Source organism: Lysinibacillus sp. (genome assembly GCF_032093475.1).
Taxonomy (GTDB): domain Bacteria; phylum Bacillota; class Bacilli; order Bacillales_A; family Planococcaceae; genus Lysinibacillus; species Lysinibacillus irui.
In genome coordinates this window covers 1-26,799 of record NZ_DAMDAY010000016.1, presented here as the reverse complement: position 1 = coordinate 26,799, position 26,799 = coordinate 1, and the positions used below count along the sequence as shown (strand labels likewise).

Here is a 26,799-nt window from a genome sequence, read left to right as displayed (position 1 = left end):
TCTGTTTTATGCTCTACCCTCCTATATGAGACATTTCGATTTTTGCATGTTTCCTCTTTGCCATTGTTTGTTCATTGCGTTCATCAGAATAGCGATCATTTCTTTTTGTCCAAACAGTTGTAATACAGTCCATAATGGCCGCATCATTTTGCCCTGAACGCAATAAATCTCTTAAATCTGTACCTTCTGTAGCAAATAAACAAGTGTATAATGTTCCTTCTGCAGAGAGACGCGCACGAGAACATGTGGAACAGAAGGAATCCGTCACAGATGAGATGACACCAATTTCCCCCTGTGCGTCTTGATACTGATAACGCGTTGCTACTTCCCCTTTGTAATTTGGAGCTACTGGCTGTATCGGAGAAAACGAATGAATTTGCTCAATGATGTCTTTTTTAGATACTACATCATCTAATCGCCAACCATTCGAATTACCTACGTCCATATATTCAATAAAGCGTAGAATATGCTGTTTTTCTTTAAAAAATTGAGCCATTGTGACAATATCTTGATCATTCTTGCCTTTTTGAACAACCATATTTATCTTTACTTGTAAACCCGCTTCTGCTGCCTTTTCAATTCCCTCTAACACCGTTAATACCTTTCCTCGATGGCCATTCATCTCGAAAAAACGTTCATCATTGAGTGAATCTAAACTAATTGAAACTCGGGATAATCCTGCCTTTGCCAGTGGCTGGGCATATTTTTTTAATAATGAACCATTTGTTGTTAAGGCAATATCTTCTACACCGTCTATGTGGTTAATTCGTGCGATTAATTCGGGTAAATCCCGTCTGAGCAGTGGCTCTCCACCTGTAATACGTATCTTTTTAACGCCTAACGACACAAAAATTTTTACTAAACGTTCAATCTCGTCAAAATTTAATATTTTATCAGACGGTAAAAATGCGTAATCTGGACCAAACACTTCTGCTGGCATACAATAGCGACAGCGAAAATTACAGCGATCTGTCACGGATATTCTTAAATCTCTTAACGGTCTGTGAAGTTGGTCTTGTAGATCCGTCATCTAATCTCCTTCTTTCAGTGCATTCTGAGTTGGTAATAGGATGCGTTGTGGATGTGTATAAATATTCAATGAATCCTGGCGAATAAAGCCCACTGTTGTAATACCTAGCTGTTCGGCCAATTGCAAGGCTAATTCTGTTGGTGCTGATTTAGATAAAACGATTTCACAGCCAATTTTGGATACTTTCAAAAGAATCTCCGACGATATTCGCCCACTAAAGACGATAACCTTATCTTGCATACGAATATGATGGCGAAGACAATAGCCGTAAATTTTATCTAAAGCATTATGTCGTCCAATATCCATACGGGTTAAAACGATGCCATGGACATCACAAAGTGCGGCATTATGCACACCACCTGTTTTCTTAAAAATATCAGCCCCATCCTGCATCGCATGCATTAAACGGAAGCAATCCTCTGTTGTTATTTGCACATGAACGTCTTCCATTTTTTTCGCTACTAATGCATCATTGGTAAACACAAAGCCCTGTCGACTCATACCACAGCAAGAGGTAATATAACGTTTGTTTTGCGTCTGCTGATAATAGGGATTGACATGCTTAGTTTTTATATGGACAAAGCCTTCCTTCTCTTGATGCCAAATTTCCTCAATATCCTCATAGCTACGAATAACTCGCTCCGAAGCTAAATAACCGATGACCATATCTTCCACATACTCTGGTGTACACACCATCGTAACAAATTCTTGCTGATTAATTTTTACTGTAACAGCGTATTCTGAGACAATCAAATCATCTATTTCTTTTACTTGCTGCCCTTCCACACGGACAATTTTTCGTGTTACCGCTCGATCCATCAGGCATTCCCCCTACTCACTGATGTTCTTTTCAAAAACAAAGACGGAAATCGCAAAATCCTCTTCGATTTTTATATCTGAAAATAAGTGAAGCAATTTACTGCCCATCAATTCTTCCATTCCCTCTGGCGGTGATTGCGTATATAAATCTTGAATCATACTTGTTCTTGCAGCATGTACCATTTTTAACCCTTCAGGTGTACTGGCAATGAATTTTTCTGTTGGGGTAATATTTCCATACAAAGTAGATACAGCCATATTTTCAACAAAAACGGTATGGATACGCTCTGGTCCTTTACCGAATAATTCCTTACGCAACTTTCGAATCATGTCATTAAATTCATGTACTTTTTTAGACATAGCAATGATTCTCCTATCGTATTTTAACATTTTTTAGTAAATTGAGATGAGGGTCACCCTTACAGTTTGTTAATGATATAGCAACATGAAAAAAAATAAAAGAGAAAATATTTCTTGATAACAATTCTCATTTAATAAATTTTATGATAAATATTGTTCATTTTGAAGGAAAGGGCTATAATCATTTATATCACAAATGGAATTGATGTATTTTGTTCCCTATGTCATATAAAGCATAGTGTTTTTAATATTTGAATTCTATTGTATAAAAATAAAAGTAGATTGAGTTTTTAGCAAGGCCTGCTAAGAATTTTATCCACCATGAATCATTAGCATGTCTTAGACGTGCGATTTCATGGTGGATTTTTTTATTTTTTCACAACAAAGACTTTGCTAAGTTGTTACGATCTAGCAATTTACCTATTTTGAGGTAGCTTTTAAGAACCATTGGGAATTACAATGATAACAAGACAAACTTTTCAGAAATAACCAACTCTAATTGTTATTCCCTTTTGTCTTAAGCGTAACATATTGTCTAGTAGTCTCAACGTGCAAAAGGAGGAAGTAACCTTGACTCAAATTAAAATTAATGGCGTATCGTATGATGTAAAAGAAGGAGCTACAATCCTTGATACCATTAATCAACATGACATCCCACATCCTCAAATATGTCATGTACCAGCTGTTGATCCAATTGAAACATGTGATACATGTATCGTAGAGGTCAATGGCCAATTAGTTCGATCCTGCTCCACAAAGGCAGTAGACGGCATGGATGTTTACTTAACTTCAGACAAAGCAAAAGCAGCACAAACAGAAGCAATGGACCGTCTACTCGAAAACCATTTATTGTACTGTACAGTTTGTGATAACAACAATGGGAATTGCGCGTTACACAACACAGCTGAATTAATGGAAATCGAACATCAGAAATATCCTTATAAGCCAAAAGTTGAACCTCATGAGGTAGACATGTCACATCCGTTTTACCGCTACGATCCCAACCAATGTATTGCTTGTGGTCAATGTGTGGAGGTTTGTCAAAATTTACAGGTAAACGAAACATTATCTCTTGATTGGGAGGCTGAAAGACCACGCGTTATTTGGGATACGGGTGTTGCAATCAATGATTCTTCCTGTGTAAGTTGCGGTCAATGTGTAACCGTTTGTCCATGTAATGCCTTAATGGAAAAATCGATGCTTGGAGAAGCTGGATTTATGACAGGTCTTAAACAGGATATGTTGGACCCCATGATTCATTTGATTAAGGAAGTTGAACCTGGCTATAGTGGTATTTTTGCCGTTTCTGAAGTTGAAGCAGCCATGCGCAGTAAACGTACTAAAAAAACAAAAACAGTCTGCACGTTCTGTGGTGTCGGTTGCTCATTTGAAGTTTGGACAAAAGGACGTAAAATTTTAAAAGTACAACCATCTGATGGTCCAGTTAATGCCATTTCTACTTGTGTCAAAGGTAAATTCGGCTGGGACTTCATTAATTCAGAGGAGCGTATTACAAAACCACTTATCCGTAAAAATGAAGAGTTTGTTGAATCGTCATGGGATGAAGCACTAGATTTAATTGCCTCTAAGCTCGGCGGTATTCAGCAACAATATGGCCCTGGTTCTGTTGGCTTTATTTCTTCGTCTAAAATTACGAACGAGGAAAATTACTTAATTCAAAAAATGGCGCGTCAATTATTCGAAACAAACGACGTGGATAACTGTTCTCGCTATTGTCAATCCCCTGCTACTGACGGTTTATTACGTACTGTTGGTATGGGTGGTGACGCTGGTACTATTCAAGATATTGCCAAAGCTGGTCTTGTCATTATTGTTGGCGCTAACCCTGCTGAAGGACATCCCGTTCTGGCGACACGTGTGAAACGTGCACATAAATTACATGGTCAGAAGTTAATAGTTGCGGATATTCGTAAACATGAAATGGCAGAACGATCAGATATCTTTATGCGTCCGAAACAAGGTACTGACCAAGTTTGGTTAATGGCTGTTACTAAATATATGATCGATCAAGGTTGGCACGATGAGGCCTTTATTCGAGAAAACGTCCTTCATTTTAGTGATTTTACACAAGTACTGGAAAAATACACACTCGATTACGCACAAGAAATGACAGGTATTTCTAAAGAAACATTGATTCAGGTTGCTGAAATGATTCGTGATGCAGATGGCACTTGTGTTCTTTGGGGTATGGGTGTAACACAAAATACAGGTGGCTCTTATACATCAGCCGCTATATCGAATCTATTATTAGCAACTGGTAACTATCGTCGACCAGGTGCAGGTGCCTACCCTCTTCGTGGTCATAACAATGTTCAAGGTGCATGCGATATGGGTACACTACCAAATTTATTGCCAGGCTATCAAAAAGTAACGGATGACGAGGCACGTGCAAAATTTGAAAAAGCCTATGGTGTCCCTATTCAATCACAACCAGGTCGAAATAATATGCAAATGCTAGATGCGATCATGGAAGGGAAAATGAAAGCGATGTATTTAGTAGGTGAGGATATGGCGCTTGTAGACTGTAATGCCAACCATGTCGATGAGGTGCTGTCACAACTAGACTTTTTTGTGGTTCAAGATTGTTTCCTTTCACGAACAGCACAATATGCGGATGTCATATTACCCGCTGCGCCTTCATTAGAAAAAGAAGGTACATTCACGAACACGGAACGTCGCGTGCAGCGTCTATATCAAGCTTTACCAACACTTGGTGAATCAAAAGCCGATTGGGAAATTCTTCAAGCAGTTGCTCGTCGTTTAGGTGCAGATTGGCAATATAACCACCCAAGTGACATTTTTGATGAAATGGCTAGCTTGTCTCCCCTATTCTCTCAAGCCAACTATGATGTTCTAGAAGGCTGGGGTAGCTTCTGTTGGGGTAGTCATGATGGAAAAGATACACCTTTATTATATGAAGATGGCTTTAACTTCCCAGATAAAAAAGCTCGCTTTGCTTTAAATGATTGGGTACAACCTGTTGAGTTTGAGGCACAGTATGATTGTCTTATTAACAATGGTCGTATGCTTGAGCACTTCCATGAGGGGAACCTAACAAATAAATCGAAAGGTATTCAATCGAAGGTACCTGAAATTTTCGTGGAAGTGTCACCAGAATTAGCGAAAGAACGAGGCATTGCAGATGGCGCCCTACTGCGATTAGTGTCTCCATATGGTGCATTAAAGCTAAATGCTCTTGTCACAGATCGGGTGCAAGGAAATGAATTATTTTTACCAATGAACTCGGTAAGCAAAGATTCAGCCATCAACTTCTTAACGGGCCCTGCAGCAGATGTGAATACATCCACACCAGCCTATAAGCAAACAAAGGTACGCGTAGAAGTGTTAAAAGCAAAAGGAAAATCACCACTTCCACGCACAAATCCACGCTATAAAAAACGTCATCCTCAAAACGGTGTGGAGGTACAACGGAAATGGAATCGTCCTGGCTACGTTCACTTAACAACTACTAACGAAAGAGAGTGAGAGCATGGCTGTACCGATTACAAACATAAGAAAACAACAATTAACAGAAGAACAACTGAAGGAACAGAAATTAGACAATTTAAAACAACTACTTTCTGATCATGAAGAAGCAGTCAATCAAGTATTCACCATTATGGCTGAATTAAAAGATATAGGTGCATTAGAGGCAGCTACTAAGCTATTAGAAGCAAAAGAGGAAGTGGCTCATATTGCCCTTGGGCAATTAACACGCAAGCCAGTCACAAATATCATTAACAATTTAATGGGTGTCGCAGGCGCATTGACAGACCTCAATCCTGAAACAACAACAAAGCTAATTGAAGGCCTAAACGCTGGTGTCGATGAAGCGAACAAAGCACTGGAGTCCGATGAAAAAGTAAGTGCCTTTAAGCTCGTAAAAATGTTAAATGATCCAGATGTCAATCGCGCACTTAATTTCGGGGTCCATTTCTTAAAAGGACTTGGTAAAGGCTTAAAAGAGTAAGGTGGTTACGTTAATGTTCGTAAAAGAAGATGTGATAAACGCATTAAAACAGGTAGAAGACCCTGAACTGCACCAGAGTATTGTAGATTTAAATATGGTACGTAATATTCAAATAAACGACACCCAAATAGCCCTGGATATTATGTTAACCATTCCAGGATGTCCGTTAAAAGCAACTATCCAGCAAGATGTCGAGAAGGCACTACAAGCAATTGGTGCCTCCGATGTTACCATTACCTTTGGGGTTATGTCGGACCAAGAGCGTGGTGAATTAACATCCACGTTAAAATCGAAAAATGTAACAGATCAAGGAATGCCGAATATGTTACTGCCTAATTCTGGCGTTCAATTCATTGCTATAACAAGTGGTAAAGGCGGTGTAGGAAAGTCTACTGTGACTATTAATTTAGCCGTCGCACTTGCCCGTCTTGGGAAACGTGTAGGTATTTTAGATGCCGATATATATGGCTTTAGTATTCCTGCCATGATGAATATTGAGCAAAAGCCTACTATGCTTGACCAAACGGCTATTCCAGTAGAGAGCCATGGCGTTAAAATAATGTCGATGGGCTTTTTTACAAAGGATAACCAGCCTGTTATGTGGCGTGGACCTATGCTGAACAAGTGGATTCGCAATTTTCTTGTCAACACGCTATGGGGAGATTTAGATTATCTACTGATAGATTTACCACCTGGTACAGGGGATGTGGCGATTGATATGGCAGCGATGATTCCGCAGGCACAGGAATTAATTGTGACAACACCCCATCTAGCCGCTTCTCATGTCGCTTTACGTGCCGGCTTAATGGCCCAACATACGAAACATACCATTTTCGGTGTTGTCGAAAACATGGCTTATTTTGAAGGGCCCGATGGTCACAAAAATTATCTATTTGGACAGGGTGGCGCTGAGCAACTAGCAGATTTATTGCAGACCAATGTAATAGCTCATATTCCTTTCGCTCAACCTGAAGAAAATACAGGTTCCTCGGTATATGCCGAGGAATCCATAATCGGTGAAGTGTTTACTCACCTAGCAGAAGATTTACTCTATCAGTAATATAATGAGACAAATAAAACACCTTTCGTTGAATAATGGGTTAACCAAACAATCAACGTGAAGGTGTTTTTTCTATGCGAACAAGAGTAAGCTGCCAATTTCTCAGCTACATCATTAGCTATTAAGAGTATCTTACATAGAGATCAAGGCTGTCGCTAGATAACTATCAAAAGAAGTAAAATAGGAATGACCATGAGCATGTATCCATTAATTATTTAGCAATTTATCTATTACTAGCTTTGTTAAATTGGGCATTATCTCCATAGTATATTTCAATTCGGTTCTTTCATATCTATTATGTGCATCATATCCATATGGCCCAATATTGATTGCAGGGATATTTAATTCTCTAATGGCATCATAATTTACATAATGTTTGCTTCCCCAGCTAGGATTATTGTTAATAACTGAATTCACACTATCTTCATCGACATTTATAGCGACGCAACTCATATCACAAATATGAGGGAAATAGTTTTTTTGAACAATAGGCTTATCATAATATGGTTGAACTTTTTCAACAGCATAGTCTAAAGCCATTAGTAAATTTTTTTCTTTTTCATTTTTCCCGGTTACTTCAACACATGGTGAGTACAATGAAGAATAAAAAATAATTATTGCAGGACTCTTATCTTTCGACCACTTCCAAACTTCTTCTACCACTCTTGCAGAATACATACGTACATCTAACGCTTTATTTTTTAATAGTTCCTGTTTAAAAATTTTTATATGTTCTTTGTAATCGTCCCCATATTCTACAATAATTGATTGTTCTAATTCTTCATAGAACAATACCCTTGTCTTCCATGGCAATTTTGCATATTCCTGACCACTTATTTCGCAATATCTCTTATAGTGATTGTTTAAATTAGTGATTGCATTATCAAATGCCATTTCTGCATGGATTTTTAACTTTTCTAAGACCTCTTTAGGTGACCAGGATTGCACAAAGAAATTATAATATACATAGGAAGCAAGAGCTGTCTGTACTGTATATGTTTCTTTAAAATCAGTTTGCTTCAAACTTACAGGTGGCATTGGTGTTTCTCCTAATGATTGATCACATAACTCTGGGTTATATGCAATTTGTCTAGTTAACTCTGCAGCAATATAGTTAGGGTCAAGTCCTTCAAAACTAGAACCTACATGACTTTCCGCCCCAGTAATATAAAAGGAAGGGAGTAGTTTACCGACGCTGCCTTTATATATATATCTACTTTCATCCCCCTCATACTTAGGAGCAACAAAATCGGAGTTAATTAATGCTGCGTAATCAAAACCATGTTCTTCTTTTAACCTTTTTAGATCCGTTAAACCAGACAATACTCCATGGGAACTATCCTCCTCATCACACTCAGCAAAAAATACAATGTTTCCATTCAGTTCCTCTGGATGTTCAGAATAATATTTTAATAAATAATAATGGCTTGCAACACCACTCTTCATATCAAGTGTTCCTCTACCAAATAACCATTCATTTGATTCTAAATGCTCTCTTACCAACGGCGGCACTTTTTCACTCTTTAACGCTTCATGAAGTTCATTAGGTAAACAAGCTTTCTCCTTCAAACTATTATAATCATCGATACCTACCGTATCTGTATGTCCCATTAACACAACCGTTTTATTACTATCTCCTTTAGTACCTTTTACAAAGGCAAACACATTGTATCTTTCAACCTCATCATCTATCGTACGTGAAGTAAATACATAACTGGAGTTTTTCTGGAAATAAGGTAGGCTAGAAATTGTTTTAGCCAGTGACTTTGAAATATCAATTTCCCCTTCGGTATTTACAATGCTCTCAATATTTACAAGCTCGTTCGTAACCCTTAATACTTCTTCATACGTTTTTAACATCGATCATCATCCCCTAATTACAGAAATAATTATAAAACCTGCTGTAAAAACTTAATGGTTCTTTCTTGTTTTGGAGCTTTAAAAATTTCTACTGGAGAGCCCTCTTCAATAATTTTACCGTCTGCTAACATAATTACCCTATCGGCTACTTCCTTAGCGAAGCCCATTTCATGTGTGACGACGACCATCGTCATGCCGTCTTTAGCAAGGCTTTTCATGGTTTCTAGAACTTCCCCTACCAACTCAGGATCCAATGCTGATGTTGGTTCATCAAATAACATAACACTCGGATTCATTGCAAGTGCCCTAGCAATAGCAACTCGTTGTTTTTGACCACCAGATAGTTGTTCCGGATAGTAATTAGCTTTATCCGCAAGACCAACTCGTTCTAACAAACTCATAGCAAATTTAATTGCTTCTTCTTTACTTTGCCTTTTTACCTGAATAGGTGCTTCTATTATATTTTGTAAAACACTTAAATGGGGAAATAAATTGAAATGTTGAAATACCATACCCATATTTTCTCTTACAAGATTTAAATTAGTTCTTTTTACATCAATAATTTCATCATTAATGCTTATCGTACCTGAATCTAATATTTCCAAAAAATTCATACAGCGTAATAAAGTGCTCTTCCCTGAGCCACTAGCCCCTATGAGAACAACTACTTCCGATTTATTAATTTCAAGGTTTATATCTTTTAAAACCTTCAAGTCACCAAATGATTTAGAAAGCGATTTCAACTTTATCACGTTTTTTCCTCCTTCCAACATCCAGTCGACTTTCAAGTTTATTAAATAACAATGTGAATAATAAGACTAAAATTAAATAATAAATTCCTACAACAAAGTATGTTTCAAGAGGCATATAATTGTAAGCTTGGGTTGATAGTGCATGGTTAAATAATTCAGATACTGCAATGTAGGCTACTAAAGACGAATCTTTTAACCCTATGATGAATTGATTAGCTAATGCTGGAATAGCTCTTTTAAAACTCTGTGGCAAAATAATTCGTCTCATTGTTTTAAAATAGGTCATTCCTAAAGATCGACCAGCCTCCATTTGGCCTTTATCTATAGATTGAATGGATCCACGGAAAATTTCTGCAATATAAGCTCCTGAATGGATTCCAAGCGCAATGGCCCCAGCTGCAAAGTCTGTTAAGGTAAAGATACTAGAAATTCCATAGTATAAGAACATAAGTTGTACAATTAAAGGCATACCACGAACAACAAAAATATAAGTATTGGCAATACTTTCCAGGATTTTAATATTGGATACTTTAAAAAAGGCAAACACTAACCCAATCACACATGCAATAAATAAAGAAACTATTGTTAACTCAATGGTTAAAACGGTCGCTTTTAAAAACTCCATGCCATGCTTTTGAAATATTGATGTTACATTTGTGAGAAAATCCATAGTAATCACCTAACCTCTTTTAAGGATGTGGATATGAAAGACACTTATTTAGAAAGTAAAATAGAAAGAATTTTCAATTTACTTAGTTTATAATTCAATTATTTTCTATGCCTAGTACATCTTTAGCATACTAGGCACGCTATTTTTAACAGTTACTCTAACAAGTCTTTCCCAAACCATTTCATACTTATTTCTTTATACGTTCCATCTTCGACCATCTCTTCAATCGCATTATTAATCGCCTCTAATAAAACTTCGTTATCTTTATTAATCGCCACTGCTATTTCTTCTCTTTTAATGACCTCTCCTAGGGCTTGAATCTTCAATCCTGACTCTTGCATTGCTGAAATACCTACAATTCTATCTGTAATCACTGCATCTAGACGACCGGGTGGAAGATCTTGTAATGCATAAATTTCACTAGGGAATTCTTTGATTTTATCTGTATAATTCTTTGCATCTTCAACATAAGTACTAGCTTGCATAACACCAATCGTTTTTCCCTTTAAATCTTCTACTGTTTTAATATCCTTATTTTCACTAGAGATAAATACTGTAGCACCTGAAACATAATAAGGGATTGAGAAATCAACCTGTTTAGACCTTTCCTCAGTTGCTGTCATACTACCAATAATCGCATCATATTTATTTCCTCGTAACCCTTGAATAATCGTTTCCCATGGATTGGTTACGGGATTTGCTTCAAGGCCAATCCTCTTTGAGATTTCTTTCCCGATCTCAACATCAAAGCCGACTAGTTCTTGATTTTCCTTATAATTTAATGGTTTTAGTAAACCACTCATTGCAAATGTTAACTTTCCGTCCTTAACCAATTTCATTTCTGTTGCTACACCTTTGTCTTGATCCTCACTTTTTGCATCCGCAGTTGCCGCAACTTGTGTATTTGTTTTATTGTCCGAACATGCCGCCATCAACGAAATGACCAACACCAATAATAAATAGAATGTATTTTTCTTCATCAAATAACCCCTTCCATTTAATTAAGCTAGTTCTCCACCATCAATAGCAATGGCTTGTCCGGTAATATAGGACGAATCATCCGAAGCAAGGAAAGCGTATAATGCTCCGACTTCTTGAGGATCTGCATGTCGTTTCAGGGGGATACCTTCATTGACAACTTCCAACATAGCTGGTGTATATTCAGCCATTTGCATTGGCGTTAGCACGTATCCAGGACATATCGTATTTACTCTGATATTTGGAGCAAGCTCTAACGCCATTGTTTTTGCTAATAGATTAACACCTGCTTTGGAAGCGTTGTAATCCGCATAGAATGGATGACCTGTCACTCCATTTGTAGACGCTGTCATAAGTATGACACCCTTGCCCTGCTCCACCATAATTTTTGCGGCTGCTTGTGAAGTATAAAATACACCGTTTAGATTAATGTTTAATACTTTATTCCATTGTTCAGGACTAATATCAAGAAACTTATTGCGAATGCTAATACCTGCATTCGCAATAAAAACATCTACACCACCTAAATCTCTTTTTATATTCTCAAAAACAGCATTTACATTTTCAGGGTTACTAACATCTACTACATATCCTTTAGCAATTCCGGGATTTTCTTTTATCGATTGTTCAATACCTTCTTTATTAATATCTAAAATAGCCACTATCGATTCTTCTTCTATAAAACGTTGTGCTGTGGCTAATCCTATACCACTAGCGCCTCCCGTGATGACGACTCTCTTATTTTTTAAACTTCTATGATTGGTTCTCATCCTAACACCCCCTACCTATTATTTATTAATACTTCCTTTTTATTTTTCATCTTTTGTTGATATACCCTCCATGAAATACACCATTTTGATGGCTCATCTAAATAATCTGCTTCAATTAATTGATGAATTGTACTATTTTGCGGTGCTGCTTTAACAATTTCTGGCGTTTCGTATGCTTCTTTAGAAATCTGCTCCAGCGCTTGAATATATTCATCTAAATCTGCTTTAGAATAGGATTCTGTTGGTTCAAGTGTAAATGGTTGCGGAACAATATAAGGATGATGACTAGTCCAGTAATGTAAACCGAAGTCAGTCATTCGGCGCTGCACATCCTCTGTTGTCACACCTGTTTCTTTCTCCAGTTGCTCCCAACTATATCGAACTTGCTCTAATCGTTGCCCTTGTATATACGGCACACTTACACCACGAATTTTTGATACTTTACTATACAGATAATTATTATTTAATACAGCTGTTTCTGCCACGGCTTTAAGACCATCTGCTCCTAGTGCTCTAACCCAAGCATAAGAGCGTAAAATAGTTTGTGCTACCCCATGGAATGATCGTACTTTTCCAATCGAATGCTCTAATTGATCATTTAACACATACTGGTCTCCAACCTTCTCAACAATTGGTCCTGGCAAATATGGCTTTAATTCTTCTGTCACCCCGAGCGCCCCTGTTGCTGGTCCTCCACACATGTGAGGTGCTGCAAATGTTTTGTGAAGATTGAAGAAACACATGTCAAAGCCTGCTTCTCTTGCTCGTGTAATTCCTAACAGTCCATTGGCATTTGCCTGGTCGTAGTAACAAATTCCACCTGCATCATGTACTATTTTCGTAAATTCCTTAATTTTAGAATTATAAATTCCTGTATCTTCAGGGTTAGCTACTACAAATCCAGCAGTTCTTTCTGATACAACTTCTTTCAATTTATTAATATCTGGGAAACCATTTTCATCTGGGGGAATAGTAATTATTTTGTAACCTTTTACTACTGCTGTAGCTGCTTGAGATGGATGAGAGAAGATGGTTGTAATAATTTCATTACGTTGATCTGCCTCACCTTTCACTTCAAAATATTTGCGTACAATTGATGCCATGGCAAACAATGCTTGTGTCCCACCACTTGGTTGGAAGGAGAAGCGATCCATCCCGGAAATTTCACGCATCGCTAAGTCCATATTGTGAATGATTTCGAGCATTCCTTGGACAGTACTTGGATCTTGTAAAGGGTGAAGTTCCATTATTTTAGGATTACGAATAAGCAATTCATTAATTTTAGGAATATACTTCATCGTACAAGTACCTTGCCCAATTTCAACATTAAAATCAGAGCCTAATGTTTCTTGTGAAAGCCTTACATAATGTCGTAGCACACGTGCTTGACCGATTTCTGGTAAATTCAGTTTAGCTACCCTTTTCATATTTTGCGGTAAAGATGAAACACCATCACCGACCGCTTCTACTACCTCATTTGAAGGTTGTGGAACTTCTACTCCGACTTCTCCTGGTTGATGTAACTCAAAAATAATAGGTTCATTCCATTTAGCTTGATGAAAGTCTTTATTTACATTATCTCTTACAATCTTATCCATGTTAAAACTCCTTTCCACCATTTAATTTCCAGTAATTGTAGATAAAGCATTCACTAGCTTATCGATATCCTCTTTTGTGTGAACTTCGGTTACACAATAGAGTGCTGCTTGACCATATTCAGGAAACTCCAACGATAAATCTTTACCTCCAAAGATTTTTTGCTCTAGTAATCGTGAATTAATTTCTTCTACTGTTAATCCTGTATCATTAAAATCTATAATGAACTCTTTGAAAAATGGTGAGGTAATTCTTGAACCTCGAATGTTTTTAATCGTATTCAATTGCATTACTGCATACTGACTGTTTTGCATGATAACTTGACCTAACTCATACATGCCATTAGGTCCCATTAATGATAAATACACACCTGCCGTAATACCCCAAAGAGCTGTTTGTGTACCTACAGATTCCTTACCATTTTCTCGATCCGCAAATGAAGTACGATCATAGGCAATGTCACCGAAACCATATTCACCTTTCTTAACAGTCGGAATGATACCGAACAAGCGGGATGGATATTCATTCACAAATTTCGGGTCGTTATAGGTTGCAATAAATCCAGCTTGCCCTCCACTATAATTCATGTGCATACCTAATGGTTGAAGATCTCCACAAACAATATCAGCCCCATATTGACTTGGTGGTGCCAAAACCCCTAGTGAACTTGGATCAACTCCAACAATCATCAGTACGCCATATTTTTTAGCTAGTTGTGAAATTTCCTGTCCTTGCGACTCGATGAAGCCTAAATATGATGGATTTTCGAAGTAAATAGCTGCAACCTCGTTTGACAATTTTGCTTCTAAATCGGCTAAGTCCATTAATCCTGTATTAATATTAAATTTGACCCCTTCAAATGATAATTGGGGTGTACCATAGTTTGTTATAACTTTTCTGCGTTCTGGAGAAAGTGTATTAGCAAGTAAAATCTTCGTACGCTTTGTAATCCGACTAGCCATACGAATCGCCGTAGATGCAGCTTGAGCCCAATCAAATGTGGGAACATTAACAACTTCCATATCCACAAGCTCCGCCATCAAGCTTTGATATTCAAATAATGCTTGAAAGCGACCATGATCCTCATAGGGCTCTCCTGCATAAGCTGTTAAAAACTCCGCACGTTGGTTCACTTCATCACATACGGCTGGAATGAAGTGTTGCCAGCAACCTGCTCCTAGAAAATTAATGTATTCATTGGAGCTTATATTTTTATTTAAAAGCCCATCAATATGGCGTCGTAACTCTAATTCATTCAAAGCTTTCGGGATATCCATCGTACCTTTAAAATGTAAATTTTCCGGAATGCACGAATAAAGCTCCTCAACGGATTGAACTCCTATTTCCTCTAACATTTCTTGTTTGACCTCAGATACCATATTAGGAATATATGGATGAACCTTTTTACTCATTTAAAATGCCTCCCTCTATTATTAATTTTAGGCTAATCCGCCACCATCAACTGTTAATGTAGTTCCTGTAACCCAAGCTGATAAATTACTTGCAAGGAATAGAACCCCTTTCGCAATATCTTCAGGTGTTCCTAGTCTTGCTAACGGTCTATCTACAGCCGAACTACGTAAAAAACTTGATTCGTCTATGTTTAATTGTTTTGCCTCCCCACGTAGTAATGGCGTGTCAGTATCTCCAGGACAAATGCAATTTACGCGTATATTTTCAGGGCCATGGTCAATGGCCATAGCCTTTGTTAAATTTACAACTCCTGCTTTTGCAGCACAGTAAGATGCAGCTTTGTCTCCACCTTTGATTCCCCATCCTGAACCTGTATTAATGATACTGCCACCGTTATCTCTCATGAGTGGGATTAAGTATTTAGAAAGTAGATAAACCCCTTTAAGTGAAACATTAATAACAGCATCCCAATCCGCTTCGTCTAGATCCACTACTGTTTTTCTGCGAATAATACCCGCATTATTAAAAAGTACATCTACTTTTCCGTATCTTTTCTGGATAGAATCAGCCACATTTTGGCAGTCTTGTGTATTCGTCACATCGCATTTTAAAAACTCAACATCTAAACCAGCCTCTTTTAAATTTTTTTCTGTATCTTCACCTTTTTGTTGATCTATATCTAGAATCACAGTTTTCGTTCCCAACTCACTTAATAATTTAGCTGTAGCAAGACCAATCCCCGAGGCCCCTCCTGTAATCACAGCCACTTTACCTTCTAATTCAAAGTAGTCTTCCAAATACATCTTCCTCCTTTCATTTCCTTACTATATATCTAGCAAAATACGTGCCAACTGTAGAAAACTTAATTTCACAAAGCTATTCAATCTGCAGAAAAGTCAGAAACTTCAGGTGTTAAAGCTACTTTTTCATAATGCGATCAATAGGAGAGTTAACAATATACTCACTTTCCTTTTGCCATATTTGTCATTTCTGTTGTCACTTTTGTCATTAAAATTAACCATAAAAAAACACAAATACCTAGGAAGTTCACTTTAAATTACTCAAAGGAGGTGAGGAATTTAAAAATCTTCCACAAGCTTGGTATTTGTGTCAAACTAATTTATACTATAAATTTACACTTTTTAGTTTTCTATAAAGCGTCCTTGTACTTATTCCTAATTCTTCGGCAACTCGTTCTTTTCCAGCAGTATCATCTCCATATCGAGCGAGCATTTGGTAGATGACCTCCATTTCTGTATCTTTTAATATAGTAGAATTGCTATAAAGATTTTTCGCTTTATTCTTTTCGATAATATATTTGGGTAAGCTTTCCTTAGTTAATTGTAGGGAATTTTCCATTACCATACTGTACTCTAATACATTTTCTAACTCTCTTATGTTCCCTGGCCAAGAGTATAATTTCAACTCCTCCAAAAATTCATTTGAAAAATCTTTAATAAATTTCCCTGTTTTATGCTGAATCTTTTCAAGTAGCTTTTCAATCAAATATTCAATTTCATCCGTTCTTTCCTTTAAAGGGGGCAACGTTAAAGGGATAACATTTAGACGATAATATAAGTCCGAACGAAACTCACCTTTTCTCACCATATCTTCTAAAGATTTATTTGTAGCAGCAATAATTCTTACATTTACTTTTCTAGGCTCAATTGCTCCGACTCTATAAATAAGTCCATCTTGCAATACCGTTAACAGCTTTGCCTGTAAATGTAATGGTAATTCTGTAATTTCATCGAGGAATAAAGTGCCCTTGTCTGCCACTTCAAAATAGCCCATTTTTCCTTTTCTTCTTGCCCCTGTAAACGCCCCTTCATCATAGCCAAATAACTCACTTTCAAACAAGTTTTCAGGAATACTTGCACAATTCAGCTCTATAAATTTCCCTTTATGTGTAATGCTATTTGAATGGATATATTTAGCTAATAAACTTTTTCCCGTCCCCGTCTCTCCCGTTATGACAATTGACGATGGGCTATTTGCAATACTACTTAACTTACTCTTGATAAGTTGTAAGTGAGGTGCGTTGCCTAATACATATTTCGTGTCAGTTCCTTTTTTATTTTCAAGTAATAAATAGGATCCTTCACTGTTCAAGGCATTGATAATCATATCTCCCAACCTAGTTAACCAATTCTGATATATCTTCTGCTCAGAAGAAAGTTTTTTCTCCCCCTCCTCTGTAAAACTGACAAATGTCAAATATCCGAAGTGACGATCTCCTTTTACTAAATTCATCATCATTTCCACTTTAGATGGACAATTATTTTGGAATCTACAACCAGAACACACTTTCATTTGGCCAGGCTTTTGTAAATATTGAACAGACTTAGAATAATATTTTTGGAAGAACGGCAGGTGTACTGTTATCCCTTTTTGCTTTCTATATTCTTCTGTTGCTAGAAATACTTCACCATTTGAAGTGAAATAGGCCATTTCTAATTGTAATAGTTCACCAAAAGCATCCAGCATAGATTGCACTAATTTTTCGGCATTCAACATCATATCCCTCCACATACATCAAAAAAGTAATAATACTAATTTAGTTATAGTAAAAAATAGCTCCTAATTAAACTATGTTATATGGAACGGAAGCCCAATTATCTTCTCTTTTTTAATTCGCCAAAAGTTACATCTTACCTTTAAAATTTTCTGTCAGTAAGGATAATATAGAATCCCTTTCCAATTAGAAAACTTGTAGGTAGGATTCACAACAAAAAAGCCACCCAAAATTGAGGCCCTATAAAAGTAAAACTTAATACTTAATGGGGCAGTACATGGGTAGCTAATTTAATTATTTATATTGTAATCTATGAAACATTAGTGCATTAGAGGGGAACATGTCAAGTCGGTTCCATGGTTGAATCCTCTATCATTAGGAGCATAAAATTACCAGATAACCTAAGATCCATTAACTATGTGATATACCGTTCTGTTTGTAGTCTTCATTCGCTTCCTACAAATAATCTTTATTAACTATTTGATCTATTATAGACAAAAAATCTAGATTAGATAATAATAACATTACATAGAGAAAATGAGGTGATTCCCTTGAAAATGAATTTAAACGTCTCACAACAAATTACCCAAACGTTGACAACCGAACTCATTCATCAATTGGAACTACTACAATACTCCAGCTCAGAATTAGAACAACATATTTATGAGAAATCAAATGAAAACCCTTTATTAACTGTAATTGAGAAAAATATGAATCATACAAAGGACATTGTAGACCTTGCCACAATGTCTATAAAAGGTATTCAACCTAAGCAAAAACAACATTATGATTTTATTCAAACTCGGCTAACACAGCAACATTCATACATTACCCAACTACTTGATCAAATACCCTTCCACCCAGATATTACACCGCATGATAGAGATATTTTAAAATATTTCATATGTAACCTCGATGAACACTTATTTTTAAATGTAGACCTATCCAAAGTTGCTGAATCTTTTAACATCTCTTTAGACCATATAAAAATACTGCTAGAACTATTACAAACCTTCGAACCTCTTGGCGTTGGAGCAAGAGATTTTAAGGAATATTTATTAATTCAAATATACAATGATCTAGAAGCCCCACCTTTTGCAGCTCAATTCATACAACATCATTTAGAGCAAGTAGCTAATTTATCAATTAAATTGTTAAGTACGACTTATGACATTTCTATAGAAGAAACGCAAAGAACCATACAATATATACGAAACCTACAACCAATCCCAATTTCACTGGATAGTCATACGAATAACGAATATATTATACCTGATGTAATCATCAGTAAACTGAATGGGGAATGGATTATAGAAGTTAATAATCGGTTTTTACCTAAAATAGAAATTAATCAAAATTACGTAGATCTACTAAAAGAATCCGTTGAAGATTATGCCTATTACCAACAATGCATGAACGATATCATTGTTTTAACGCAAGGGATTGCTCAGCGTGATAAAACATTATACAGCCTGACACGATTACTTCTTGATATGCAAGCTTCATTCTTTGAGCATGGAATAAATGCCTTATCTCCAATGCGTTTAAAAGATGTTGCACAAGCATTAAATATGCATGAATCCACGATAAGTCGTGCGGTTAAAAATAAATATATCCGTACAGAACATGGCGTCTTTGCACTACAGTCTCTATTTACAAAAGGCATAATCAATGACGCTGGAAAACTTGATTCTGTATCATTTGTCAAACGCCGCATTAAAGAATTAGTAGAAAATGAAAATAGGAAATTCCCTCTATCAGATCAACAACTAACGGAAGAATTAGAAGCGGAGGGTGTTCGAATTTCACGTCGAACAGTTTCAAAATATCGTAAAGAAATGAACATAGCCAATTCATCTAAACGTATTTATTTATAAAGAGAAAAATAAATACCCCTCATTTGGGCTGACTGTCTTAAAAAAGCGAGCAGTTCCTAAATGAAGGGTTTTTTATCACTTCTTATAACCAGCCTTTTTTAATACCTGCATGAAATAAAAGCGATACGTATTTTGGACAAATGTCTCTAATGGGAGTCCCACATTGACCTGATATTTAGTAAAAATAAAATAAAATCGTTTGTCCCATTTTAAACGTAATAGCTCTCCTGCCTCTTCACCATACTCCGCTGTAAATTCCATAATCAAGGGCTCAATCATCTCATAACAATAGTCTTTTAAGTTGGCGAGAGCTTCTATATCTTTATCTCTTTGAAAGCGAATAATCCATTCTACTAATTGCTCGTTCATTCGTCGTCATCCTTTTAAGTAGTGTTTCTTCCTATTTAAATTATACGCTATTTTACAAGAATCGAAAAAAGAACTATGATTCTCCTTGATTATTTACTTCCCTTAATACAAGGGCCTTGTTCAATATGTTCACGTTTAATCGATCGGTCGATTCCATCGTAGATGATAGTGAACGGTCTTCTTCCTTGTTTCCTTATCTAAAACAACTAGCCTATCACCCGCTTGAATGACATAGGTATTCTCTAATATGCGAACACCAGGCTGTTGTTGCTCTTGGTTGATGATCCCTATATTTTCTTCCCATATTATTTGATGTTTGTTCATATCGTACAGTAGTAAAATATGATCCGCACTTTCTCGCTGTGTTTTTCGATAAGAAACGATCGCCGTTTTTTGGGCTATATCCACATCAATCACTTTAGGTTCTAAATTTTGATAAGCTTGTATGGCAGGCTCTGTTAGGACAGCTTGACTAAGATTATTGATTACTTGATCGTCTTCTACTGGCTGTTGATGCGTGGCAAAATAACCAGGTAAAGATGCTTCAATAAAGAAGCGTGCTGAAAGATAGTCTTTAGCTTTTGGCTCCTCGCTTAACGTCTTCCCATCATAGTGATAGAATTTGCCATCGACACCCTCCAAATATAAATTATTTTCTAAGGCTACCATCTGATGGGCACCATTGCTCAACACATCTATTAATGGCTGATGCTGCTGACGAAATTCTTTTTCAGAGAGTATTTCTTTGCCTGTTGTCATATCTAGCAATGACAATTGGCCAAATTCATCGTCACGATGATGAATAAGGAGACCACCCATAAATTTCCCAATAAGTGTTTCTTTAGAAGAGGAAGATTGTGTCCACTGCTTTTCTCCTGTCTCGATATTCACTGCAACGAGGAGATAATGAGAAATTATATGTGTAATACCATTCGATGTTCCGTTATTTTCAGAGCCTCGCACCATTTGAACAGCAATACTTTGTGAATCATCTGTATAAATGGCGGAATCTGATTTGATTGGAAAAGCTCTCCCTGCTAAGCCAAAAATAATCATTAAGAAATTGCTGATCAATAAAAAAATAATGAGCAAAATGCTAGACGTGATGAGCCGTTTCCGTTTTATAACGATAAACAATACTAGTAATAATCCTAAGCCCAATATGACATATAAAAAAATATCGTGGATTAACCAACCATTTAAGCGCCAAGAATACAAATATCGTTGAAGAAATTGTTCCATTTTTCTACCTCCTTAAAACCAAAAACTATTAGCTAAAATCAGAATATAGTACATATCGGTCACATTCTAAGCACTGAAATAAATAGCCTTGATGATGACCATTGTTCATTAAGGATGCAGAAAGTTCATCTTTCGAAAAGCCTGTGTAATTGTCAAATTCATTGTCTATCCCTAGCTCCACTAAATCACTCCAGCCGACATAGCCGATAAACGCACAATAGTCCGAACAATGAGCCACCCAATTATTGCCCTGCCAGCTTACATAGCCAGGCGTTCGATAGAGCACTTCCTCGGCAAACTTAGGATTCGTAACCTGTTCATCATCTAGTAAGTCTTGCTGGAAAGAACCATCATATTTTTGAGCTGCTTCCCCACTATGTATGCAGGAAGGACAAAGATAATCTACATCCTCAATTGCATAAATACCACCAGTATAATAGACATCAACCTCCTGCTGGCAACAATCACATACAACGAATTCATCTGTTTCAAAAATTTTAGCTTCGAGAGGGTTTGGTAAATATTTAAACGTTGGGATTTTCGTTTTTAATTGCCGATGGTCTCTAATTTTTCTTGGTAACAGAGGATTAACGGAATTTGGTTTATTTATGTAGGTTTGGAGAACGCCATATTTTTTCAGATCTTTCTTATCTGCTTTATTCATAATAGTTGTAAATAATTGATAAGCTTCTGGATACATTCTTAGTAAGCAATAAACCTCTACTAGTATCCTTAACGTTTCTTCAGTTTGTGGCTCCTGCTTTACTTGATCTTTGAAAGCATGCATTTCATTAATCGTTATTGGATTGGAAGGATTAAAATTTTTTCTAAGTTCATGCCATTTGTCCGCGATTATCATTATAAAGTAGGCCCCCTTCTCATTCACTATTTCTATTTTACAAAAGAATACTCTTTTATTATTTGGCAGATTTCTACTTGATAGTTTGTGTACCATTTACCTTTACCCAATTGTTGTGCAGTCAAATGCTTGGCATTGTCTTTCCAGGCTTGAATAGCTTCTAGTGATTCCCAATAGGACACCGTAATACCTCTACCTTCATCGTTTCTTACACTTTCAACACGCAGGAAGCCAGGCTGTTGCTGTGCCAATGTGTTTATTATTTCCGCCATCTCGCCATAGCCCTCCCCATCTCGATCGGTTCTTTGCGATGTAAAAATTACTGCATAGTACGTTTCCATTTATTTCTCCTCCTCTATAACTTTTATTGTAAACGATAATAACTTTAACTAAAATCATAATATAGAAAATTGAAAGGATTGTGACATATGGGAATTAATCCAAACATGGCTGAAGTTGCATCACTACTCGGCGATACATCAAGAGCCACCATCCTTGCTAGTATGATGGACGGCCGTTTCCATACTGCTAGTGAACTGGCATATATGGCTGCCATCAAACCTCAAACTGCTAGCTTTCATCTTGCTAAATTAATTGAAGGTAAGCTGATAAAAGTTGAAAAACAGGGCCGACACCGTTATTTTCAATTAGCTGGTGAAGATATTGCTCAATTTTTGGAGTCTTTCTTAGCCATCTCACCTCCACCAGAGGTCCGTTCTTTAAAACAATCGAGCCAAATGAAATTATTACAGGATGCTCGCACTTGCTATGATCATTTAGCAGGTAAATTAGGAGTCCAATTAACGGAAGCCTTGACGGATGCAGGTTATATAAAATTAGAGGATAAGCAATTTGTCTTAACAGATGAAGGCACTTTATTTTTCACTACATTTGGGCTTGATTTAGCTGCTGTAAAAAGAAAAAGACGCTCCTTTTCTCATGCCTGCTTAGATTGGAGTGAACGACGATACCATTTGGCTGGTGCACTTGGTAGCGAACTATTAAACCAATTATTGAGCCTCGGCTGGCTTACACGAGTACCTTCTATTCGCGCCATCAAAGTGACAGAGAAAGGTAGGACAGGTTTTAAAGAGATATTCCAAATAGATTGCTAACAAAATAGAGGGCTAAGAGGTTATCTCCTAGCCCTTTTCTTTACTAAACGTCCGATTGACTAAATAAATGCCACTAATGATAAACAACCCGCCCATAACGAGTGATTGTTTTAGCGGTTCGTTTAATAACACCCAGCCTGTTAACACGCCAAAAAAAGGAGCTAAAAATAAATAGGCACTTGTTTTCCCTGGATCACTATTTTGAAGAAGATAGTACCACCCTGCAAATTGAATGATGGAAGAAAGAAGGCTAAGCCATAACAAAAGTAAGATGGACTGCTGATGAACAATAAAGAATGGTTGCTCTAGCAAGGTGCTACCTAGCAAAAGGAGTACTCCTCCAAATAGCATTTGATAGGCTGATAGAACCCAAGTATCAAATAATACGCCCCATTTTTTCACTAATAGGGTCGCAATGGCCCAAAAAATTGCTGAAAGAAGCCCAAAAAGAATACCCATCTTTAATTCAAAATGAGCCCCCATGGTAATAATCACCCCTATTAAGCCAAGCAAAACGCCTATCCATTGATAGAAGCGGTAACGTGCTTTCATAAAAATGGTGGCAAATATCACAACGAATAAGGGATTTGTAAAGGTTAAAATAGAAGATTCACTGGCTGTAATCGTGCGAAGACTTAAAAAAATGCACCCCATGACACCAGCTGTTTGAAACGACCCAATGATACAAAGCTTGAACCATTCTTCCTTTGAAGCAGGATGTGGCCTTTTAAAGATCCTAACAACAACAGCCATAATTATACCTGCCAGTATAAATCGAAAGGCAGCCAATAATAAAGGCGAAGAATACACTAATCCTATTTTTACGATGGCAAATGATGAACCCATTAAAAAGGTTGTTATCACTAATAAAGCAATAAATTGATAGTTTTTCATAACTAGCTCCTCACATAATTTAATCTTGCTATATGCTAATTATAAACAGATAGTATTTCAACACTCATCGAAGTATGGATTACATTTTAAAGTTTTTGTGAATGGCATTACTTTTATATTTAGAGGAGGATTGCGATATATTATAGAGCCAAACAGCCGCGTAGTAGCTTGTTACTGCCCTTGCTTTTTAATGTCGCGTTCAAGATTATCACTTTAGGTGACCATTACTAATGACAATATTATTCTGCCTCTCACTAGTATTGTGTCTTGCAGGATCGTTTTGCCAAGTTGAATTATGTACCTACCCTGGAAATGAAAGATTTTGTAAGAATCAAAAAATCTTACCTCTAAAAATGAAGAGATAAGATTTTTTACTTTAATTTTCCATAAACGTCCTTACAATTTCTTGTGGATTTGTATGGTGTAAATATTGTCCCCATCCTATGTGATGACTTTCGAGTGTTTACCTGCTCTTCATGTAGTATGAGGGTGTTTTTTTGTTAAGCAATCAGCTTGGCAAACCACGCAACATAATGAGCACCAGGAATCAATAATAACTGTGCCACAATCGTTCCTAAAAATCGGGAAAACATCATCATAACGGAAGCTTTCTTTAAATCAATATAACTTCCTCTTTTATTGATGACATCATCGGCAAGAATAGAAATTTTAGGGTCAATGAATAAAATCAAAAGGATTGTCGCTATGCCATTAATTAATCCAGACGCCATAACCGCAGTGGTCTTTAATTCAGGTACTAATAAAGTGGCGTACAAAGCAGATAAAACCCCAATAGTATAGATGGCCGTAATGATAATATTAATGACAAATAATTTAATTGGTATATCTCGTAAGCTGATGCCTTTTAGATAGGTAAAACGAGGTTTATGAATATGCTTTACACCTCGTCGCACATATTCAAGCGTAAAGCCTTTTTTCAACAATGCTGGGATTGAACCCCTCTCGTCAGCCAAATGGACAATGGCCCTTGAAAAAATGGCTACAAAGGTAGGGATTAATAAGATTCCTACTAGTGTGCCAAATGATGCCGCTCCTATAATCATTCGAAACTGATATTCGACATGTGTCAAAGCAGTATCAACAGGTGCAGTATCAACTAGGCTTCCTGTAAATGGCTGTTGCATCATATTTGCTAGTCTCGACACCATCACCATCACATTAAAAAGAGATAAAGCTGACGCTAGTAATCTGACCCGTGCTCCTGATAAACGTACTGCATAAGCAAGCGTTTCAATAGCATGAATGATTAAAATGAATAAAGCAATCATGATTAATTTTTCTGTTATTAAATCCACATCAATACCTACTCTGAGCTTTCTAACGATTTAACATTGTGACGCTTTTCCCTTCAAAGTAGTTCCAATTGAAAAAATCTTACCCTAAGAATGATCAGGGTAAGACCTAAATACCGTTCTATCCATATTAATTACTTCTGTAGCTGCTTTAAAATTAGTTTTAATATATCTTCCTGTGACATATCATTCGTCAACAGCGTTTCACCAGCGACGCCAAGATAATCTTTCGGATGCCACCACGTACGTAATGAATCTTCTCCGAACTCATTCTTTTTGGCTCTAGAATGATGACGACTAACAGTTTCCTCAAAAGTTAAATCGAAATAATACGCAAAGGCTTTTTGATCATAAAATTGGATTAAGTTTTTCAGCATATCTCCGTAACGACTTTCATTCAATATTCCCTCTACAATGACAAATTTGCATCGACCTTTCCCATATTCCGCGATTTGGCGAATTAACTCAATGGAAAGGTTCCCTTCTCTGTCATGAACTTTTAACATATCACGACGGACCACATCCTGTGGGACCACAAGCGTGCCATGTCCAAGATGATGTTGAAGACTTTTAGCGATTGTCGTTTTGCCACTGCCAGAATTTCCTCGAATGATAATTAGATTAGATGCCAATTTCTTCTCTCCTTTTTAAGCCGCTCTTCTCGACCAAATAACTACAGGAATAAGTACTAGAGACAATAGCCCTCCCGCTAAGGATAATGCTGCATAGCTTGCATTCGCCACTACCATACCGGATAGCGCCCCACCTGATGCACCTGCCAATGCAACCAAGACATCCATTTTTCCTTGTGTTTTTGCACGTATGGAAGGCTCTGTCGCATCGACGATTTGAGCTGTCCCACTAATTAAACCGAAATTCCAACCCAATCCGAGTAAAGAAAGTGCCACAATGAGTAACACCATCGAATCGCTCGGTGCAAACGCGGCCACTAAACCAGCAAATAGCAGTGTAATACCTGAGGCAATACTCATAGCTGTCCGTCCAATTTTATCGACAAGGATACCTGTAATGAGTGAAGGAAGATACATGGAACCTACATGAAACCCGATAACAATGCCTACCTCTGCTAAACCATGGCCATGATGTTTCATATGTACTGGTGTCATCGTCATAATCGCAACCATGACAATTTGCGTTAAAACCATAACCGTTGCCCCTACTGCTAGGCCTTTTTTATTGCCTGATGTTTGCATGGCTGGTGTTTTATTTGCTTTAATTTTGTGCTTGTGTGCTTCAATAGCTTTGGCAATTTCTAAAGGATCAGGACGTAACATGATAAATAGCACAAGTCCAGC

25 protein-coding genes are annotated in these 26,799 nt (G+C 36.9%); 5 read left to right on the top strand and 20 right to left on the bottom strand.

The features are described from left to right. Window positions 1–13: 13 nt before the first annotated feature. The 3 genes from moaA to RT445_RS05975 are packed head-to-tail and all read right to left on the bottom strand — an operon-like array spanning window position 14 to window position 2,209. Window positions 14–1,030, bottom strand: a complete 1,017-nt coding sequence (gene moaA / locus RT445_RS05985) for a GTP 3',8-cyclase MoaA (protein ID WP_274793428.1) — start codon at window positions 1,028–1,030, stop codon at window positions 14–16. Next, window positions 1,031–1,849 carry a formate dehydrogenase accessory sulfurtransferase FdhD gene (gene fdhD, locus RT445_RS05980; protein ID WP_274793429.1) on the bottom strand — a complete coding sequence of 273 codons (819 nt, stop codon included), beginning with the start codon at window positions 1,847–1,849 and terminating at the stop codon, window positions 1,031–1,033. Between the two features lie 12 nt (window positions 1,850–1,861). After that, complete coding sequence (locus tag RT445_RS05975; RefSeq protein ID WP_274793430.1) at window positions 1,862–2,209, bottom strand: Na-translocating system protein MpsC family protein; 348 nt, start codon at window positions 2,207–2,209, stop codon at window positions 1,862–1,864. Window positions 2,210–2,779: 570 nt separating this feature from the next. Here RT445_RS05975 and fdhF point away from each other — a divergent pair. The 3 genes from fdhF to RT445_RS05960 are packed head-to-tail and all read left to right on the top strand — an operon-like array spanning window position 2,780 to window position 7,260. Continuing rightward, window positions 2,780–5,716: a formate dehydrogenase subunit alpha gene (fdhF, locus tag RT445_RS05970; RefSeq protein ID WP_274793431.1), complete on the top strand. Its 2,937-nt coding sequence runs from the start codon at window positions 2,780–2,782 to the stop codon at window positions 5,714–5,716. A 4-nt stretch (window positions 5,717–5,720) separates the two neighbouring features. Beyond that, window positions 5,721–6,200 carry a helical membrane plugin domain-containing protein gene (locus RT445_RS05965; RefSeq protein WP_274793432.1) on the top strand — a complete coding sequence of 160 codons (480 nt, stop codon included), beginning with the start codon at window positions 5,721–5,723 and terminating at the stop codon, window positions 6,198–6,200. Window positions 6,201–6,213: 13 nt separating this feature from the next. After that, window positions 6,214–7,260 carry an Mrp/NBP35 family ATP-binding protein gene (locus RT445_RS05960; RefSeq protein ID WP_274793433.1) on the top strand — a complete coding sequence of 349 codons (1,047 nt, stop codon included), beginning with the start codon at window positions 6,214–6,216 and terminating at the stop codon, window positions 7,258–7,260. Window positions 7,261–7,467: 207 nt separating this feature from the next. Here the strand turns inward: RT445_RS05960 and RT445_RS05955 are convergent, their stop codons facing one another. The 9 genes from RT445_RS05955 to RT445_RS05915 form a co-directional block, all read right to left on the bottom strand. Continuing rightward, complete coding sequence (locus RT445_RS05955) at window positions 7,468–9,120, bottom strand: M20/M25/M40 family metallo-hydrolase (RefSeq protein ID WP_274793434.1); 1,653 nt, start codon at window positions 9,118–9,120, stop codon at window positions 7,468–7,470. Window positions 9,121–9,149: 29 nt separating this feature from the next. Continuing rightward, window positions 9,150–9,872 (bottom strand): amino acid ABC transporter ATP-binding protein, encoded by a 723-nt coding sequence (locus tag RT445_RS05950; RefSeq protein ID WP_274793435.1) that lies wholly within the window; start codon window positions 9,870–9,872, stop codon window positions 9,150–9,152. Then, complete coding sequence (locus RT445_RS05945) at window positions 9,847–10,542, bottom strand: amino acid ABC transporter permease (protein ID WP_274793436.1); 696 nt, start codon at window positions 10,540–10,542, stop codon at window positions 9,847–9,849. Before RT445_RS05945 ends, RT445_RS05950 begins: the two co-directional genes overlap by 26 nt. 152 nt (window positions 10,543–10,694) lie before the next feature. Next, a complete protein-coding gene (locus RT445_RS05940) occupies window positions 10,695–11,522 on the bottom strand; it encodes a transporter substrate-binding domain-containing protein (RefSeq protein ID WP_274793437.1) in 828 nt (275 codons plus the stop codon). 21 nt (window positions 11,523–11,543) lie between these two features. After that, window positions 11,544–12,290, bottom strand: a complete 747-nt coding sequence (locus tag RT445_RS05935; RefSeq protein ID WP_312506498.1) for an SDR family NAD(P)-dependent oxidoreductase — start codon at window positions 12,288–12,290, stop codon at window positions 11,544–11,546. Window positions 12,291–12,301: 11 nt separating this feature from the next. Beyond that, on the bottom strand, window positions 12,302–13,888 hold the full coding sequence (gcvPB, locus tag RT445_RS05930) for an aminomethyl-transferring glycine dehydrogenase subunit GcvPB (protein ID WP_274793439.1): 1,587 nt from the start codon (window positions 13,886–13,888) through the stop codon (window positions 12,302–12,304). Window positions 13,889–13,909: 21 nt separating this feature from the next. After that, window positions 13,910–15,298: an aminomethyl-transferring glycine dehydrogenase subunit GcvPA gene (gene gcvPA, locus RT445_RS05925; protein WP_274793440.1), complete on the bottom strand. Its 1,389-nt coding sequence runs from the start codon at window positions 15,296–15,298 to the stop codon at window positions 13,910–13,912. Between the two features lie 27 nt (window positions 15,299–15,325). Further along, a complete protein-coding gene (locus RT445_RS05920) occupies window positions 15,326–16,102 on the bottom strand; it encodes an SDR family NAD(P)-dependent oxidoreductase (protein WP_313470104.1) in 777 nt (258 codons plus the stop codon). Window positions 16,103–16,424: 322 nt separating this feature from the next. Then, window positions 16,425–17,816 (bottom strand): sigma-54 interaction domain-containing protein, encoded by a 1,392-nt coding sequence (locus RT445_RS05915; RefSeq protein WP_274793442.1) that lies wholly within the window; start codon window positions 17,814–17,816, stop codon window positions 16,425–16,427. A gap of 555 nt (window positions 17,817–18,371) precedes the next feature. Here RT445_RS05915 and rpoN point away from each other — a divergent pair. Beyond that, a complete protein-coding gene (gene rpoN / locus RT445_RS05910) occupies window positions 18,372–19,691 on the top strand; it encodes an RNA polymerase factor sigma-54 (RefSeq protein WP_274797342.1) in 1,320 nt (439 codons plus the stop codon). Between the two features lie 75 nt (window positions 19,692–19,766). Here rpoN and RT445_RS05905 read toward each other — a convergent pair whose 3' ends face one another. The 4 genes from RT445_RS05905 to RT445_RS05890 all read right to left on the bottom strand — a co-directional run bounded on the left by RT445_RS05905 (window position 19,767) and on the right by RT445_RS05890 (window position 22,502). Further along, the gene (locus RT445_RS05905) at window positions 19,767–20,060 is read right to left on the bottom strand and encodes a hypothetical protein (protein WP_274793443.1); all 294 of its coding nucleotides are present in this window, start codon (window positions 20,058–20,060) and stop codon (window positions 19,767–19,769) included. A gap of 135 nt (window positions 20,061–20,195) precedes the next feature. Beyond that, window positions 20,196–21,302 carry a PA2928 family protein gene (locus RT445_RS05900; protein ID WP_274793444.1) on the bottom strand — a complete coding sequence of 369 codons (1,107 nt, stop codon included), beginning with the start codon at window positions 21,300–21,302 and terminating at the stop codon, window positions 20,196–20,198. Window positions 21,303–21,330: 28 nt separating this feature from the next. Beyond that, on the bottom strand, window positions 21,331–22,161 hold the full coding sequence (locus RT445_RS05895) for a CbrC family protein (protein ID WP_274793445.1): 831 nt from the start codon (window positions 22,159–22,161) through the stop codon (window positions 21,331–21,333). A 32-nt stretch (window positions 22,162–22,193) separates the two neighbouring features. Further along, window positions 22,194–22,502, bottom strand: coding sequence for an antibiotic biosynthesis monooxygenase family protein (locus RT445_RS05890; protein ID WP_274793446.1), 309 nt, complete (start codon window positions 22,500–22,502; stop codon window positions 22,194–22,196). 87 nt (window positions 22,503–22,589) lie between these two features. On the opposite strand from RT445_RS05890, the gene RT445_RS05885 reads away from it, so the two are divergent. Continuing rightward, a complete protein-coding gene (locus RT445_RS05885) occupies window positions 22,590–23,276 on the top strand; it encodes an ArsR/SmtB family transcription factor (protein ID WP_274793447.1) in 687 nt (228 codons plus the stop codon). A gap of 27 nt (window positions 23,277–23,303) precedes the next feature. On the opposite strand, the gene RT445_RS05880 is transcribed toward RT445_RS05885, so the two are convergent. The 4 genes from RT445_RS05880 to RT445_RS05865 all read right to left on the bottom strand — a co-directional run. Beyond that, window positions 23,304–24,170 (bottom strand): DMT family transporter, encoded by an 867-nt coding sequence (locus tag RT445_RS05880; protein WP_274793448.1) that lies wholly within the window; start codon window positions 24,168–24,170, stop codon window positions 23,304–23,306. Window positions 24,171–24,670: 500 nt separating this feature from the next. Continuing rightward, a complete protein-coding gene (locus RT445_RS05875) occupies window positions 24,671–25,459 on the bottom strand; it encodes a lipid II flippase Amj family protein (RefSeq protein ID WP_274797343.1) in 789 nt (262 codons plus the stop codon). A 158-nt stretch (window positions 25,460–25,617) separates the two neighbouring features. Further along, on the bottom strand, window positions 25,618–26,115 hold the full coding sequence (locus tag RT445_RS05870; protein WP_274793449.1) for a kinase: 498 nt from the start codon (window positions 26,113–26,115) through the stop codon (window positions 25,618–25,620). 15 nt (window positions 26,116–26,130) lie between these two features. Further along, on the bottom strand, window positions 26,131–26,799 hold a 669-nt coding region (locus tag RT445_RS05865), incomplete at its 5' end, for an MFS transporter (protein ID WP_313470097.1).